Source organism: Streptomyces sp. BYX5S (assembly GCF_054724165.1).
The window spans coordinates 8,150,323-8,167,025 of sequence record NZ_CM138829.1 but is presented as its reverse complement, the minus strand read 5'-3'; the positions used below and the strand labels follow the sequence as shown (position 1 = coordinate 8,167,025).

The 16,703-nt window shown below is 73.2% G+C and carries 12 protein-coding genes and 1 tRNA gene; 11 read left to right on the top strand and 2 right to left on the bottom strand.

Annotated elements, in window-relative coordinates; all coding sequences use genetic code 11:
• Positions 1-196: 196 nt before the first annotated feature.
• On the top strand, positions 197-1,654 hold the full coding sequence (locus tag ACYBSK_RS36930) for a S1C family serine protease (RefSeq protein ID WP_457481534.1): 1,458 nt from the start codon (positions 197-199) through the stop codon (positions 1,652-1,654).
• 60 nt (positions 1,655-1,714) lie between these two features.
• Positions 1,715-1,799 (top strand) — tRNA-Ser (locus ACYBSK_RS36925).
• A 105-nt stretch (positions 1,800-1,904) separates the two neighbouring features.
• Here the strand turns inward: ACYBSK_RS36925 and ACYBSK_RS36920 are convergent.
• The gene (locus ACYBSK_RS36920) at positions 1,905-2,798 is read right to left on the bottom strand and encodes a bifunctional DNA primase/polymerase (protein WP_460244700.1); all 894 of its coding nucleotides are present in this window, start codon (positions 2,796-2,798) and stop codon (positions 1,905-1,907) included.
• A gap of 370 nt (positions 2,799-3,168) precedes the next feature.
• Between ACYBSK_RS36920 and ACYBSK_RS36915 the strand changes: the two genes are divergently transcribed.
• From ACYBSK_RS36915 to ACYBSK_RS36875, 9 genes are all read left to right on the top strand, one after another.
• Complete coding sequence (locus ACYBSK_RS36915) at positions 3,169-3,474, top strand: hypothetical protein (RefSeq protein ID WP_457481532.1); 306 nt, start codon at positions 3,169-3,171, stop codon at positions 3,472-3,474.
• A gap of 202 nt (positions 3,475-3,676) precedes the next feature.
• The gene (locus tag ACYBSK_RS36910; protein ID WP_460244699.1) at positions 3,677-4,864 is read left to right on the top strand and encodes an acyl-CoA dehydrogenase family protein; all 1,188 of its coding nucleotides are present in this window, start codon (positions 3,677-3,679) and stop codon (positions 4,862-4,864) included.
• Positions 4,865-4,890: 26 nt separating this feature from the next.
• Positions 4,891-5,814: a bifunctional MaoC family dehydratase N-terminal/OB-fold nucleic acid binding domain-containing protein gene (locus ACYBSK_RS36905; RefSeq protein ID WP_460247173.1), complete on the top strand. Its 924-nt coding sequence runs from the start codon at positions 4,891-4,893 to the stop codon at positions 5,812-5,814.
• 1 nt (position 5,815) lies between these two features.
• Positions 5,816-6,895, top strand: coding sequence for an acyl-CoA dehydrogenase family protein (locus tag ACYBSK_RS36900; protein ID WP_457481530.1), 1,080 nt, complete (start codon positions 5,816-5,818; stop codon positions 6,893-6,895).
• On the top strand, positions 6,892-7,311 hold the full coding sequence (locus tag ACYBSK_RS36895; RefSeq protein ID WP_457481529.1) for a MaoC family dehydratase: 420 nt from the start codon (positions 6,892-6,894) through the stop codon (positions 7,309-7,311). The genes ACYBSK_RS36900 and ACYBSK_RS36895 overlap by 4 nt, the downstream gene beginning before the upstream one ends.
• Entirely contained in the window at positions 7,308-8,474 is a 1,167-nt protein-coding gene (locus ACYBSK_RS36890; RefSeq protein WP_460244698.1) for a lipid-transfer protein, read from the top strand. The genes ACYBSK_RS36895 and ACYBSK_RS36890 overlap by 4 nt, the downstream gene beginning before the upstream one ends.
• 67 nt (positions 8,475-8,541) lie before the next feature.
• Positions 8,542-9,411, top strand: a complete 870-nt coding sequence (locus tag ACYBSK_RS36885; protein ID WP_457481979.1) for a glycoside hydrolase domain-containing protein — start codon at positions 8,542-8,544, stop codon at positions 9,409-9,411.
• A gap of 164 nt (positions 9,412-9,575) precedes the next feature.
• Positions 9,576-10,097, top strand: a complete 522-nt coding sequence (locus ACYBSK_RS36880; RefSeq protein WP_457481527.1) for a SigE family RNA polymerase sigma factor — start codon at positions 9,576-9,578, stop codon at positions 10,095-10,097.
• A gap of 121 nt (positions 10,098-10,218) precedes the next feature.
• Positions 10,219-11,871, top strand: coding sequence for a long-chain fatty acid--CoA ligase (locus ACYBSK_RS36875; protein ID WP_460244697.1), 1,653 nt, complete (start codon positions 10,219-10,221; stop codon positions 11,869-11,871).
• 84 nt (positions 11,872-11,955) lie between these two features.
• Here the strand turns inward: ACYBSK_RS36875 and ACYBSK_RS36870 are convergent, their stop codons facing one another.
• A complete protein-coding gene (locus ACYBSK_RS36870) occupies positions 11,956-16,590 on the bottom strand; it encodes a PAS domain-containing protein (RefSeq protein ID WP_460244696.1) in 4,635 nt (1,544 codons plus the stop codon).
• Between the last annotated feature and the right edge of the window lie 113 nt (positions 16,591-16,703).

Below are 16,703 nucleotides of genomic sequence, written 5' to 3'. Positions count from 1 at the left end.
CGTAAAGGATGGCAGGGGACACACAGGCTCGTCTTACGGTGGCCTGACGTCCCGTGGGAAAGGCTGACGGCGTACAACAGCAACAGTGGACCGTGACAGGACCATGCCGAGACGGCGACGCGTGTGATCGTGGCCGGTCTCGCGCATCAGACAGGACGGACCGGCGACGACAGCCGTGGATCGAGGAGAGAAAGCTGTGAGCACCGAGAACGAGGGCACTGAGGTTCCCCCGGCCCCGTCCGCACCTCCCGTGCCGGTGGACGCTCCCGCTGCTCCCGCGCCGGCTCCCCCGGGAGCCGTGCACGACCCTGCGGGCCAGCAGACGCAGTCCGCCGATCACGGGATGCCCGCGGCGTCCGCCGGGGCCCCCGGCACCGGGGCGCCCGGAGCGCCCGGAGCGCCCGGCGCGGCGGGACCGGCCCACGGCGGCGACTGGCCGCCCCCGCCGCCGCCCGCCGTACCGGCGTACGCGTCGGGCGGTGGCGGTGACGCAGGCTGGGGCGCCTCGTACCAGCAGCCGGCTCCCCAGCCGGGCCGGCGGCGCGGTGGGCTGCTCGCCGGGGTGATCGTGGCCGCGCTCGTCGCGGGCGCGGTCGGCGGCGGGGTCGGCTACTGGGCGGCGGAGCGCGACGACAGCAGCACCGGCTCGACGACCGTCTCGGCCTCCAACCCGGCCGACCTCAAGCGCGACAAGGGCACCGTCGCGGGCATCGCCGCCAAGGCCCTGCCCAGCACGGTCACCATCGACGCCGAGGGCAACAACGGCGAGGGCGGCACCGGCACGGGCTTCGTGTACGACAAGGAAGGCCACATCCTCACCAACAACCACGTGGTGGCGGAGGCGGCCGACGGCGGCAAGCTGTCGGCGACGTTCTCGAACGGCAAGAAGTACGACGCCGAGGTGATCGGCCGGGCGCAGGGCTACGACGTCGCGGTCATCAAGCTCAAGAACGCGCCGAACGACCTGAAGCCGCTCACGCTCGGCAACTCCGACCAGGTCGCGGTCGGCGACTCGACCATCGCGATCGGCGCGCCCTTCGGCCTGTCGAACACGGTGACCACGGGCATCGTCTCCGCCAAGGACCGGCCGGTGGCCTCCAGCGACGGCTCGGGCAGCAGCAAGGCCTCGTACATGAGCGCGCTCCAGACCGACGCCTCGATCAACCCGGGCAACTCCGGCGGCCCGCTGCTCGACGGCAACGGCAGCGTGATCGGCATCAACTCCGCCATCCAGTCCGCCTCCAGCGGTGGCATGGGCGGCTCGGGCCAGTCCGGCTCGATCGGCCTCGGCTTCGCCATCCCGATCAACCAGGCGAAGATGGTCGCCGAGCAGCTCATCAAGACCGGTGAGCCGGTCTACCCGGTCATCGGAGCCTCGGTCTCCCTGGAGGAGGGCACGGGCGGTGCGAAGATCACCCAGCAGGGCGTCGGCGGCGCCGACTCCGTCACGCCGAACGGTCCGGCGGACAAGGCGGGCCTCAAGTCCGGCGACGTCATCACCAAGCTGGACGACCAGCCGATCGACTCGGGCCCGACCCTGATCGGCCAGATCTGGACGCACAAGCCGGGCGACTCCGTGAAGCTCACGTACACGCGCGACGGCAAGGAGAGCACGGTCGACGTGACCCTCGGCGAGCGCAAGGGCGACAGCTGACCGACCCCGCGAACGGACCCGCTACCCTGGTCCCGCGCCGCACCAATGCGTGCGGTGCGGGGTGGGTTGCCCGAGCGGCCTAAGGGAACGGTCTTGAAAACCGTCGTGGCGCGAGCCACCGTGGGTTCAAATCCCACACCCACCGCGTAGCTGAGCGAGCCCCCGATCCGGGTCCCGGGTCGGGGGCTCGCCCGCGTTCCGGGACGTCGCGCACCCCCGTGTCGCGACGGCCCGGCGTGCGGGCCGACGGTTACGGGCCCGCCGTGAGGCGCGCCGCCGAGGCGATCGTGGAGCGGGCCTCGCGCTCCGTCAGGCCCGTGCGGACCGCCGCGGCCGCCAGGTCGTCCGCGAGGACGTCGCCGATGCCGCTCTCGTACGCGCGGCAGGCGGCCCAGAACAGGCGGGTGTTGCGCTGGCCCTCGTGGGCGCTCAGGACGAACTGGACGAGGCCCAGGCCGTGTTGACCCGGTCGCCCCGGCACGGGCTGGTGCGTGCGCGGCGGGGGCGTGAGCAGGCGCAGGAGCGCCGGTGGGCAGGGCGCGGGCGGCAGGTGGGCGGTGCCGGGGACCGTGCTGTAGACGCCGTGTTCGGTGCGGGAGCCGGGGCCGACGAGGTAGCCGCCGGCGCCGCGGATGTCGATGCCGGGGGCCAGGCGCCCCGCGGAGTTGGGCACCACGGCGTCCGGCGGCCCGGACAGCCACAGGTGCCGGCCGCCGCTGGGCGTGGCCACGACCACCGTGTCGGGGATCGTGAACAGATGCCGTAAGGCCAGCTCGCGCAGGGCGGCGGTGGCGTTCGTGCCGGACTTGGTGTCCAGGTCGACGCCGATCAGGTGGTGCGGCGCGAGCCCGCACGCGATGCCGTAGCCCGTCGCCCTGGGCGCCGCCGCGAAGAGCGCGCGGATGCGGCGCGGATCGGTCGTCGCGTCGTACACGCCGTGGCCCGGCAGTCCGCATTCGCCGTGGCAGCGCGGCGCCGTGGGCGGGTCGCTGCGGTGCGGCGAGGGCAGTGCGGGGAGCTTGGTCCTGGCCAGGGGGATGACGGCGAGCCCGCGCTCGGCTGCGGACAGGGCGTGCGCGAGGGCCAGGGTCGCGAGGGGCGGGTGCGGTGGGCAGTGGGGCGGGTGCCGGTCCATGGTGGCCATGCCCTCATTTTCGTACAGACGTTCGAAGAAGGGAAGTCGGGCCGGTCATCCGAGGGAAGCATTTACCAAAAATGTGCTGAAACGCTTCATCGTTTGGGGCGCTTGGGGAGGGCTGGTCCCGAGGTGGTGCGGTCGGGGCTGAGCTGGGGTTTTCCGGTGGTGAAGAGGGTTTATCGACATGTCCTCACGCTTGCGAGGGAATAGCGGCTTCCGGGGTGGTTCGCCGGGGATTCGGTGGGCAATTCTGATCTCGCGACGTCGTGAACATCGCCGAGGCGGTCGGCCAACTGCCTTGGTACAGCCCGTACTTACCGGGACGCGGACCCCGTCCGAGCGCCCGGAGCGTACTTCCTTTCCTGGAGGAACAGACATGGCTTCCATCCGTACCGCCCGCGTCATCGCCGCCGCCGCAGCCCTGCCCTTGGCTGCCGCCCTCTTCTCCGGAGTGGCCATGGCCGACAACGGCGCCTTTGCGGGTGACGGATCGAACGCCGGAGTCGCGACGGTCACCGGCAGCGGTGTCGGCGGCGACAACAACGGCAACTCGTCCACCACGCAGCAGCAGGCCGTCGGCTCCGGCGCCTCGAACCAGAACAACACGGCGCAGGTGAACGGATCGGCGTTCACGGCGATCGACCAGTCGAACGTCAACGTGAACTTCACCGAGCTCTGGTGAGCCACCGGCTCCTGTTCGACGGGGGTCTTCCGTGGGGTGCGTGACAGTCTGCGCGGCGGTGCTTCGGCGCCGCCGCGCAGGCGTGTGCCGGGCGGGTTTCCGATCCTGCCGTGGAGGCCGCTGATCTCTTGACACCCGACAGTATCTGACGGACAGTCAGAAACCCTTGTCGGTACGAGGCCAGTCCTGGAGGGCAGCCGCCGTGCACCTCGCCCCCACCGAGCGCCAGCGCGAGCTGCGCGCCCAACTGCGCGAGAGATTCCGTACGTTGATGCCGGACGGTCCACCGGCCGCCGACGACCCGGACGGGCAGCGCCGGCTGCTGCGCCGCATCGGCGCCGAAGGACTCCTCGGCCTCGGCTGGCCCGTCGAGTACGGCGGCCAGGGGCGCGGCGCGGACGAGCAGTTCGTGTTCTTCGACGAGGCCTACCGGGCCGGGGCGCCGGTCTCCATGGTCACGCTCAACACGGTCGGCCCGACCCTCATGAAGTACGGCACCGAGGAACAGAAGGCATCCTTCCTGCCCCGCATCCTCGCGGGCGACCTGGTCTTCGCGATCGGCTACAGCGAGCCCTCGGCGGGCACGGACCTCGCGGCGCTGCGCACACGCGCGGTGCGCGACGGGGCGAGCGGCGACTGGGTGATCGACGGCCAGAAGGTGTTCACGTCGAACGCGCAGAACGCCGACTGGATCTGGCTCGCCTGCCGCACCGACCCCGAGGCGCCCAAGCACCGGGGCATCTCGATCGTCCTCGTGCCGACCGACGCGCCCGGCTTCTCCTGGACCCCGATCGAGACCGTCGGCGGACTGACCACGACGGCCACGTACTACGACGGGATCCGGGTCCCCGGCGCGAACCTGGTCGGCGAGGAGGACGCCGGCTGGGGCCTGATCACCAACCAGCTCAACCACGAGCGGGTCGCCCTCGCCGCGATCGGGATGCAGGCCGAGGACTTCTACGAGCGGGTGGCCGACGCCGCCCGTACCCCTGATCCGGTGACCGGCGAGCGCCGCGTCGACTCGCCCTGGGTCCGGTCCCAGCTCGCCGAGGCGCACGCCCGGCTGGCGGCGACGCGCCTGCTCAACTGGCGTTTGGTGGGGGACGTCGGGACCGGCCGACTGGCCCCCGGCGACGCCAGCGGGGTCAAGTTCGCGGGAACGGAGTCCGCGGTCGAGACGTACCGGATCTGCCAGCGGATCGCGGGCGAGGCGGGGTGGGTGCGGGCCGGGTCGCCCGGTTCGTTCGGCGGTGAGGCCGGGGTGGGTGACGGCGAGTTGGAGCGGATGAACCGCGCGGCGCAGATCAACACGTTCGGCGGCGGGGTGAGCGAGGTGCAGCGCGAGATCGTGGCGACGATGCGGCTCGGCATGCGGAGGGGGAAGCGGTGAGCGCGGGCGTGGCGGGACAGGAGTACATGGGCCACGAGCCCTTGTCGTACGAGAAGCTGCGGACGTTCGAGGGGCGGGTGGCGGCGACCGAGGCCGCGGGGCTCGATCCGGTGAACGCGCCGATGATCCGGCACTGGTGCGAGGCGATGGGCGACACCAATCCCGCCTACACGGGACCGGACGCGATCGCGCCGCCGACCATGCTCCAGGCCTGGACGATGGCCGGACTGACCAGCTACGAGGGGCGCTCGCCCGCCCACGACGAGCTGTTCGCGCTGCTCGACGGCGCGGGGTACACCTCGGTCGTCGCCACCGACTGCGAGCAGGAGTACCTGCGGCCGCTGCGGCCCGGGGACACGATCACGTACGACTCGGTGATCGAGTCGATCTCGCCGCTGAAGACGACGAAGCTGGGCACCGGGCACTTCATCACGACGCGGATGAACGTGCGGGCGGGCGGGGAGCTCGCCGGGACGCACCTGTTCCGCATCCTGAAGTACACGCCCGCCGCTCGCGGTTCGGCCGCCCCCGGGAAACAGAAGAGCGGGAGCCGGCGGCCGCGGCCCGTCGTCAACCGGGACAACGCGGGGTTCTGGGAGGGCGTCGCCGAGCACCGGCTCCTCGTGCAGCGCTGCCTCGGCTGCGAGGCGCTGCGCTTCCCGTGGCTGCCGGGGTGCAACACGTGCGGCGGCCAGGAGTGGGACACGGTCGAGGCGAGCGGCGAGGGCACCGTCTACAGCTATGTGGTCATGCACCATCCGCCCTTCCCCGCCTTCGACCCGCCGTACGCGGTGGGGCTCATCGAGCTGGCGGAGGGCGTGCGCATGGTGAGCAACGTGGTGGGCGTGCCGTCCGACAAGGTCCGCATCGGCATGCCCGTACGGCTCGAATTCCTGGCCGTCGACGACGACTTGGAGCTCCCCGTCTTCCGTGTCGTCGAGGAGGTCTGACGTGGACTTCACGCCCACCCCGGAGCAGGAGGCGGCGCGGGAGCTCGCCGCGCGGATCTTCGGCGATCTGTCCACACCGGAGCGGCTCGCGGCCCTGGCTGGCGGCACCGACGGCGAGCTGTGGAAGGAGCTGGGCGCGGCGGGCCTCGCGGGCGCCGTCGAGGAGACCGGGCTGCTCGGGCTCGCCCTGATGCTGGAGGAGCAGGGGCGCACGACGGCGCAGGTGCCGTTCGCCGCGAGCTGTGTGTTCGGCCTTCTGGCGGTGGCCTCGCACGGCACGGACGAGCAGCGGGAGCGGCTGCTTCCGGGACTGCGGGACGGTTCGGCCGTGGCGGCGGGGGCGTTTCCCGCGCGCGGTGGGATCGTGGTCGACGCCCCCTCCGACGGGGCCGGGACGGCGCGGCTGAGCGGGGTCGTGCCGTGGGTGCCGTGGCTGCGGGACGCCACGCACGTGCTGGTGGCGGCCCGGGGCGGAACCGGAAACGTTGTCCACAGCCTGTGGATGATCCGCGCCGAGGACGCCGGACGCGAGCCCGTCGAGCTGACCGCGCCCTGGTCCGCGGGCCGCCTCGTGCTCGACGCGGTGGCGGCCGAGCGGATCGGCGACGACGAGGCGTACGGGGAGGTGCTCGCCGCCGCGCGGACCGCGTTCGCCGCGTTGCAGGCGGGGGTGTGCGCCGGGGCGCTGGACCGCGCCGTCGCGTACACCAACGAGCGGGAGCAGTTCGGCAGGCCGCTCGCCGCCAAGCAGGGGGTCCAACTCCGGGCGGCGGAGGCGTACATGGACATCGAGGCGATGCGGGTCACCGCGTACGAGGCGGCCTGGCGGCGCGACGCCGGGCTCCCGTACGACAGCCACGCGCTGACCGCCGCCTGGTGGGCCGCGGAGGCGGGCAAGCGGGTCGTGCACACGGGCCAGCATCTGCACGGCGGCATGGGCGCCGACCTCGACCACCCGGTGCACCGGCACTTCCTGTGGGGCCGGCAGCTGGACGGATACCTGGGGTGCGGGCCGGAACTCCTGGAGGAGCTGGGCGACTTGATCGCAGCGGGAACGGGCGACGGAGGGGTGGGCGTATGAAGACCGGTGAGGAGCCGAGCGTGAAGGTCGGGGACGAGCTCGCGCCCCTGACGGTCCCGATCACCCGGACGCTGATCGTCTCCGGGGCGATCGCCTCGCGGGACTACCAGGACGTGCACCACGACGCGGAGTTGGCGCGCCAGAAGGGCTCTCCCGACATCTTCATGAACATCCTGACGACGAACGGCCTGGTGGGGCGCTACATCACCGACCACTTCGGCCCGCACTGCACCCTCCGCAAGGTAGCGATACGCCTCGGCGCGCCCAACTATCCGGGCGACACGATGGTGTTGAGCGGCGCGGTCACCGAGGTCGACGGCCACACCGCGCGGGTGAAGGTCGTCGGCAGGAACGGTCTGGGCAACCACGTCACCGGCACGGTCACCGTCACCCTCCCCGAAGGGAGCGCGGCATGAGCGTGCGCGGAAAGGACCGGCTCGGCGGGCGGGCCGCGATCGTCGGCATCGGCGCGACGGAGTTCTCCAAGGACTCCGGCCGCAGCGAGCTGAAGCTCGCCGTGGAGGCGGTGCACGCGGCGCTCGACGACGCGGGCCTCTCCCCGGCCGACGTCGACGGCATGGTCACGTTCACCATGGACACCAACCCGGAGATCACCGTGGCGCAGGCCGCGGGAATGGGGGAGCTGTCCTTCTTCTCGCGGGTGCACTACGGGGGCGGCGCGGCCTGCGGCACCGTGCAGCAGGCGGCCCTCGCGGTGGCGAGCGGCGTCGCCGACGTCGTCGTCTGCTACCGGGCGTTCAACGAACGCTCGGGCCGGCGCTTCGGCTCCGGCGTCCAGCACCGGGAGCCGTCCGCGGAGGGCGCGGCGCTCGGCTGGAACCTGCCGTTCGGGCTGCTCACCCCGGCGTCCTGGGTGGCGATGGCGGCGCAGCGCTACCTGCACACGTACGGGCTGACCCCGGAGGCGTTCGGGCACGTCGCCGTCATGGACCGCAGGTACGCGGCGACGAATCCGGCGGCGTACTTCTACGGGAAGCCGATCACGCTCGCCGACCATGCCGCGTCGCGCGGGATCGTCGACCCGCTGCGGCTGCTCGACTGCTGCCAGGAGACGGACGGCGGGCAGGCGATCGTCGTCACGAGTGTGGAGCGGGCGCGCGCGCTGCCGAATCCGCCCGTGGTGATCAGGGCGGCCGCGCAGGGCGCGGGCCGCGCGCAGGAGCAGATGACGAGCTTCTACCGGGACGACCTGACGGGCCTGCCCGAAATGAGCGTCGTGGCGCGGCAGTTGTGGCGCACGGCCGCAATGGGGCCCGACGACATCGACGTGGGGATCCTCTACGACCACTTCACGCCGTTCGTGCTCATGCAGCTGGAGGAGTTCGGCTTCTGCCCGCCGGGGGAGGCCGCCGGTTTCGTGGCGGAGGAGCTGCTGCCGCTGAACACGCACGGAGGGCAGTTGGGAGAGGCGTATCTGCACGGCATGAACGGCATCGCGGAGGGCGTCCGGCAGGTGCGGGGGACGGCCGTGAACCAGATACCCGGCGCGGCCACGGCGCTGGTCACCGCGGGCACCGGGGTCCCTACATCGGGTCTGATTCTGGGGTCGGACGGCTGAACGGGGTGTGTTCGCCCGCCCCGCGAGCGGCCCCGCGCCCTTCACTCGGCCCATGCGCAAACAATGGATGACCTTGGGTTTTGTTTCCCTTCTGCTGGGCGCGGGCCTCGCACCGACGGCGATGGCGGAGAGCCCGCCGCCGTCGGCACGCGCGCAGCCGGTGTCGGCGCCCGCCGCCTCCGGCTCCGACGCGAGTTCGGGGCCCTGGCACTCGGGGGTGCGGACGTTCAACGGGCGGGCCTTCGACGTGTGCAGAACCCCCTCCCTCGACACGATGCGCCGCTGGCGGGAGTCGAAGTACCAGGCGATCGGCGTCTACTTCGCGGGCCGCGCGCGGGCCTGCCCGAACCAGGAGCACCTCGACCGCGACTGGACGCGCGCGGCCACCGGCATGGGGTGGCGGATCCTGCCGATCTACGTCGGCTCGCAGTCGCCCTGCGTCTACGCGCACCACAAGAAGGACACGCTCATCGGGCGCGACCCGTGGGCGCAGGGCGTGCGCGAGGCGCGCGACGCGGTCGACCGCGCCGAGCGACTCGCCATCGGACCGAGCAGCCCGCTCTACCTCGACATGGAGGCCTACGCCCACCGGAAGAAGCCCTGCGCGCGCACGACGCTGTCGTTCGTCCGCGCCTGGGACCGGGAGGTGACCCGCCAGGGATACGTTCCCGGCTTCTACAGCAGCGCGGGCTCCGGCGTGCGGCACATGGAGGAGGCCCGGCGCGCGGGCGTCGCGGACCTGCCCGCCGTGATGTGGTTCGCCCGCTGGCAGGCGCGGCCGGGCCTGTACGAGGAGCCGACGCTCAAGGGCCGCGCCTCCTGGCACCCGCAGCGCAGGATCCACCAGTACGCGGGCAACGTGAAGGAACGGCACGGCGGCCGTACGCTGTGGATCGACCGGAACATGGTGGACGCGCCCGTGGCCCGGATCGGCTGAGGCCGACCGGGAGGGGGAGAGTCAGGGCTGATCCCCCAGGGGACCGCACCCCCGGCTCCACCTTCAGGAGGTGGGGCCAGCACCCCTCGTACAACCTGAGGCGGACGCCGCTTCGGGACCTCCGGCCGATCCCCCGGAGTAGGGGGCGCTCATAGCGTGGAGCCATGACCGCAACTCTCTCGGCACCCACGACGTACCCGTCGTTCGCGTCGTATGTCAGCGCACGCCAGCCCGTGCTGCTGCGCACCGCCCGGTCGTTGACGTCGAACCCGTGTGACGCCGAGGACCTGTTGCAGACCGCCCTCACGAAGACGTACGTCGCGTGGGACCGGATCGAGGACCACCGGGCGCTCGACGGCTATGTGCGCAGGGCCCTGCTGAACACCCGGACCTCGCAGTGGCGCAAGCGCAAGGTCGACGAGTTCGTCTGCGACGAGCTGCCGGAACACCCGGAGCTGCCCGCGGGCGACCCCGCCGAGCAGCAGGCGCTGCACGACGCGATGTGGCGCGCCATCACCAGACTGCCCGCGCGGCAGCGGGCGATGGTCGTGCTGCGCTACTACGAGGATCTGAGCGAGGCCCAGACGGCACAGGTGCTGGGCGTCTCCATCGGCACGGTGAAGAGCGCGGTGTCGCGGGCGCTCGGCAAGCTCCGCGAGGACCCGGAACTGCGGCACACGGCGTGACCAGCGGTGGATCCTGGGTGATTCGCTGATCGATCATTCCGGGAGGTAGTGACATACCGCCTGGTATGCAGTGAGAATCAGCGGACCCTTACTGCTCCGTAGCGCCCACCGGGAGGACGCCGTGCTGAGCACGATGCAGGACGTACCGCTGACCGTGACCCGCATTCTGCAACACGGCGCGCGGGTGCACGGATCGTCCCAGATCACCACGTGGACCGGCGAGGGCGAGCCGCACCGCCGCAGCTTCCGCGAGGCCGCCGAGCGCGCGCACCGGCTCGCGAACGCCCTCCGTGACGAACTCGGGGTCCGCGAGGACGACCGCGTCGCGACCCTCATGTGGAACAACGCCGAGCACGTCGAGGCGTACTTCGCCGTGCCGTGCATGGGCGCGGTCCTGCACACGCTCAACCTCCGCCTGCCGGCCGCCCAGCTGGCGTGGATCGTGAACCACGCGGCCGACAAGGTCGTCATCGCCAACGGCTCGCTGCTGCCGATGATCGCCCCGCTGCTCTCGCAGTTGCCGACGGTCGAGCACATCGTGGTGGCCGGGCCCGGCGACCGCTCCGTCCTCGACGGCGCGCAGGCCCGCGTGCACGAGTACGAGGAGCTGATCGCCGACCGGCCGACCACGTACGACTGGCCCGAGCTGGACGAACGCCGGGCCGCCGCCATGTGCTACACCTCCGGCACCACGGGCGACCCCAAGGGCGTCGTCTACTCGCACCGCTCCATCTACCTGCACTCCATGCAGGTCAACATGACGCAGTCGATGGGCCTCACGGACGCCGACACCTCCCTCGTCGTCGTCCCCCAGTTCCACGTGAACGCCTGGGGCCTGCCGCACGCCACGTTCATGACCGGCGTGAACATGCTGATGCCGGACCGCTTCCTCCAGCCCGCGCCGCTCGCCGAGATGATCGAGTCCGAGCGCCCCACGCACGCCGCGGCCGTCCCCACCATCTGGCAGGGCCTGCTCGCCGAGCTCACCGCCAAGCCGCGCGACGTCTCCACGCTCACGCAGGTCACCATCGGCGGCGCGGCCTGTCCGCCCTCGCTGATGAAGGCCTTCGACGACCTCGGCATGCGCGTCTGCCACGCCTGGGGCATGACCGAGACGTCGCCGCTCGGCACCGTCGCCCGTCCCCCGGCGCACGCCGCGCCGGGCAGCGAGGAGGAGTTCGCGTACCGGCTCACGCAGGGCCGCTTCCCGGCCGGCGTCGAGGGGCGGCTCACCGGGCCCGGAGGCGAGGTGCTGCCCTGGGACGGCGAGTCCGCGGGCGAGCTGGAGGTGCGCGGACCGTGGATCGCGGGCGCGTACTACGCGGGCGCGGACAGTGAACCGATGCGCCCCGAGGACAAGTTCAGCGAGGACGGCTGGCTGAAGACCGGCGACGTCGGCACCATCAGCCCGGACGGCTACCTCACGCTCACCGACCGCGCCAAGGACGTCATCAAGTCCGGCGGAGAGTGGATCTCCAGCGTCGACCTGGAGAACGCGCTGATGTCGCACCCGGACGTCGCCGAGGCCGCGGTCGTCGCCGTCCCCGACGACAAGTGGGGCGAACGGCCGCTCGCGACGGTCGTGTTGAAGGAGGGCGCGAGCGCCGACTTCGAGACGCTGCGCTCGTTCCTCGCGGAGAAGGTCGCCAAGTGGCAGCTGCCGGAGCGCTGGACGATCATCCCCGCGGTCCCGAAGACCAGCGTCGGCAAGTTCGACAAGAAGGTGCTCCGCAAGCAGTACGCGGAGGGCGAGCTGGACGTCACGAAGCTCTGACGGCTTGTTTCACGTGAAACGGGGGCGGCCCGAAAGGGCCGCCCCCGTACGCGCGTTGGGGATGCGTGAGTCGGGCGACCCAGCTCAGTTGGTCCCTATTTTCGCCAGTACGTCCACGATCCGGCCCTGCACTTCGGTGCTGGTCGAACGCTCCGCCAGGAACAGCACCGTCTCCCCCGCCGCGAGCCGCGGCAGGTCGGGGCCGTCGACGGCGGCGGTGTAGACGACGAGCGGGGTGCGGTTCAGCTGCCCGTTCGCCCGCAGCCAGTCGATGACGCCGGCCTGGCCGCGGCGCACCTGGAGCAGATCCATGACGACCAGGTTCGGCCGCAGCTCCGCCGCGACGGCCACCGCGTCCGCGTCGTTCGCGGCCCGCTCGACCTGCATCCCGCGCCGCTCCAGGGTCGCGGTCAGGGCGAGCGCGATCTCCTCGTGCTCCTCGATCAGCAGCACCCGCGGCGGATGCTGCTCGCTGTCCCGAGGAGCGAGCGCCTTCAGCAGCACGGCGGGGTCGGCGCCGTACGCCGCCTCGCGCGTCGCCTGTCCGAGGCCCGCGGTCACGAGGACCGGCACCTCGGCCGCGACGGCGGCCTGCCGCAGCGACTGCAACGCGGTCCGGGTGATGGGGCCGGTCAGCGGGTCCACGAACAGCGCGGCGGGGAACGCCGCGATCTGCGCGTCGACCTCCTCGCGGGAGTGCACGGTCACCGGGCGGTATCCGCGCTCGCTCAGCGCCTGCTGCGTCGCCACGTCCGGCGCGGGCCAGACGAGGAGCCGGCGCGGGTTGTCGAGCGGCTCGGGCGGCAGCTCGTCGTCCATCGGCATCGGCTGCGGCCGGTTGGCGACCTCGACGGCACCGCCGGGTCCGTCCAGCGGCTCCGGGCCCTCGACGCCGTCCTGTTCGGGGGCGCCGATCGCGTACGAGCGGCCACCGCCCTCGGAGGCGTTCGGCGACAGGAGCGGGGGCTGCGGGTGCGGCCGGGCCTGCGTGCCGGTGCCCTGCGGGGGCGTGGGCGGGGCCGGGGGCTGCGCCGCGTTGCCGTTGTCCGGCTGCGCGGCCTGGCCGTGCTGACCTTGCTGCCCCGGGAGGCCCTGCTGTCCTGGCTGTCCCGACTGGTTCTGCTGTCCCGGCTGGTTCCCCTGGCGGTTGGACAGCTTGCGGCGCCGTCCGGAACCGCCGAGCGTCCCGCCCTGCGAACCGGTGCCGCCCTGCGGCTGGCCCGGCTGCGGCGCGGCACCCGGACGAGGCGGGGCCTGCGGGGGTACGGGCGCCTGCGGCGGTACGGAGGCCTGCGCGGGGCGCTGGCGCCCGAACGGCACGCCCTGCCCCAGCGTCCGCACGCTGAAGGCGCGTCCCTGCGTCGAGTTCGTGTCACCGGTCGGCGCGGAGGGCTGGGCCGCCGGCTTCGGCGCCTCGGCGGGCAGCGGCTGCGCCGCGGCGGCGGGCCGCGGCGCGCCTTCCTGCGCGCTCTCGTGGGCGGGCGGGGCTTCCGGCACGGGGCCCGTGGGGTTCGCCGCCAGAGCGGCGCCCGGCTGCGGCGCGGTGGCCTGCGGTGCGGTCGGCTGGGGGCCCGCCGGGTTCTGCGGCGCGGCAGGCGACGCGACCGGCTGCGGGCCCGTGGGGCTCTGCGGTGCGGGCTGCGGCTGGTTGGGCTGCGGGTTCTGTGGGGCGGGGGCCGGGGCCGGTGCCGGTGCTGTTGCCGGTGCCGACTGCGGCTGGTTCGCCGGGGAGTTGGGCGACTGAGGCTGGGGCTGGGGCTGCGGCTGGGCGCCCGGTTGCGCCACCGATGGGGCCACAGGCTGGTTCGGCGGCTGGGTTCCGGGCTGTGCGACCGGCTGGTTGCCCACCGGGTTCGCGGCCGGTGCCGCCTGCTGGTCCACCTGGCCGTTCTCCGGCGGCAGCGCGCCACCGGTGCCACCGGCCGGGGCGGCCTGCGGCGGGGCGGGCGTGCCCTGCGCGGGCGTGGCCTGCGCCGGGTGCGGCTGCGGCGGGGTGTGGTCCTGCGCCACGTGCGTCTCGGCGCTGTCGTGCTGCTGCGCCTCGTCCGGCAGCGGAAGGGGCTGCGGCTGCGGGGTGGCCTGCGGCGGGGCGGGCTGCGGCATGGCGCCGCCGTCCTGCGTCCCGGGCTGTACGCCGGTCTGCGCCTGGGCCTGCGCTTCGGGCTGCTGCCCGGCCTGCGCCTGACCGGGCACAACGGCCTGCGCCTGACCCGGCACACCGGCCTGCGTCTGCGCCTGCGCCTGCGCCTGTGTCACACCCTGCGCCTGTGCCACACCCTGCGGCTGCGCCGCCTCCCGGGCCGCCGGCGTCCGGTCGGCCTCGGCCGGGGGAAGGGCGAACACCTCGCGCGGTCCGGCCTGCTGCTGCTCGCGCGCGGCCTGCGCCTCCTGGGCCGCCTGCGCGGTGCGCAGCGCACGCCGCGCCCGACGCCCGGTCGGCTGGGAACCGGCGGCACCGGCCAACTCCAGCTCACCCTGCGCCGGTTCGGCGCCCTGCTCGGACTCGGGTGCGGGCCCGGACGGCAGCGCGGGCAGCGCGGCCTGCTCCTGGCGCCCGGCACGACGGGCCCTGCGCCCGGTCGGCGCGGGCACGCCCTGCGGCGGCACCGTGTCACCCAACGCCGGGGCGCCCGCCTCGTGTTCGGCAGCGGTCACCACGGAGCCCTGGGCGGCGGACTCCTCCGGGGCGGGACGTCCGCGCCTGCGGCCCGTACCGCTGGAAGGAGCGTTCTGTCCGCCGCCGGCCGGAACACTGCTCTCCAGGAACGCGTCGACCGACGGCCCGGAGGCCCGCCGCGCCCTGCGCCGCCCGCCGGTGGCCTGCGCGGGCAGGCTGGGTCCGGTCTCGGCGGAGGCGTCCTGCGCCGCGTCGCTGGCGGAACCGCCCTCCGGCGCCTCGCCGGGCATCTCCGCGCCACCGGCACCAGCACCAGCACCGGAACCGGCACCGGCGGGAACGACCCCGGCACCCGTCCCGATCGGCACCTCAAGCACGTAGGCGCTACCGCTCATGCCCGGCATCTCGTGCGTCTGGAGCACACCGCCGTGCGCCCGCACGATGCCCTGCACGATCGGCTCGTGCACCGGGTCACCGCCCGCGTACGGCCCCCGCACCTCGATCCGCACGTTCGAACCGCGCTGCGCGGCGGCGACGACCACGGTCGAGTCGACATAGCCGGAGGTGGCGGGCGTCCGGGCGTTGCCGGTCGCGTCGATCCCGGCGACGTCGGCGATGAGGTGCGCGAGCGCGGTCGCGAGCCGCCCCGCGTCGACCTCGGCCTCGATCGGCGGCGCGTGCACGGCGAACTGCACGCGGCCGGGCCCGATCAGCTCGACGGCCCCGTCGACACCCGCGGCGACGACGGCGTCGAACATGACGTTCGTACGGGAGAGCAGCGAACCGCCCTCGTCGAGGGTCTGGTAGGCGAGCACGTTGTCGACGAGCGTCGTCATCCGCGAGTACCCGGCGGCCAGGTGGTGCAGCACCTGGTTGGCCTCGGGCCACAGCTGGCCGGCGTCGTCGGCGGCGAGCTGGCTCAGCTCGTGCCGCAGCTCGTCCAACGGCCCGCGCAGCGACTGCCCGAGCACGGCGAGCAGCTGCGAGTGCCGCGCGGCCAGGGCCTCGTAACGGTCCTTCTCGCGCTCCGCGAGCGCGGCGCCCCGCTCCTTCTCGGCGGACAGCTCCTCGGCGTGCTGCTCGCGGACGGCGGCGAGTTCACCGGTGAGCTCCTCGCGTACGGACGTGAGCTCGGAGCCCAGCTCCTCCCGCACCCGAGCCAGCTCGTCGGCGCTCTCCTCGCGCACGCGAGCGAGCTCGGCGGCGTGCTCCGCCCGCTCCTTCTCCTCGGCCTCGTCGCGCCGCGCGAGCTCCTCGGCGTGCTCGACGGTCAGCTTCTCGAAGGTGCGCCGGTCGGCGAAGGTCATGACGGCGCCGACGAGTTGATCCCCGTCGCGCACCGGCGCTGTCGTCATGTCGACGGGCACCTTCTCGCCGTTCTTGGCCCACAGCACCTGGCCGCGCACCCGGTGCTTGCGCCCGGAGCGCAGGGTGTCGGCGAGCGGGGACTCCTCGTACGGGAACGGCTCCCCGTCCGGGCGCGAGTGCAGGATGAGCGGGTGCAGTTCCTGCCCGCCCAGGTCGCTGGCGCGGAAGCCGAGGATCTGCGCGGCGGCGGGGTTGACGAGCACGATGCGCCCGTCGGTGTCGGTGCCGACGACGCCCTCGGAGGCGGCGCGCAGGATCATCTCGGTCTGCCGCTGCGAACGGGCCAGCTCGGCCTCGGTGTCGACGGTCCCCGACAGATCGCGCACGACGAGCATCAGCAGCTCGGAGCCGCTGTACGACTGACCGCCGCCGGTGCTGTACGGATCCACGGCGTCCCGGGCGCCGTCGGCGAGATTCGCGGAGGTCACCTCGACGGGGAACTCGCTGGCGTCGGTGCGGCGCGCGGTCATCCGCGTCGGCTTGGTGCGTCCGCGCTCGTCGGTGACGGTGTCGGGCCTGCGCATGGAGCCCGGGATCAGCCGCGAGTCGAACTCGGGCAGCAGATCGAGCAGTCCACGCCCCACCAGGGCCGTGCCGGGCGCCTCGAAGGCCTCGAGGGCGATCGAGTTGGCGTTGACCACGGTCCCGTTGGTGTTGACCAGCAACAACCCGTCCGGGAGCGCGTCAAGTATGGCTGCGAGGCGAGCAGCGCCTCGGGATGGCCTGCTGCTCACGACTGCGGTTCCTCCCTGATTACTGCGACGTGCCGACCGCGCGGACCATCCGGCATCGCGGTCCGCGGCGTATCACGGGAGGGAGTCTACGGGCAGAGGTTGAACTGGAGGCG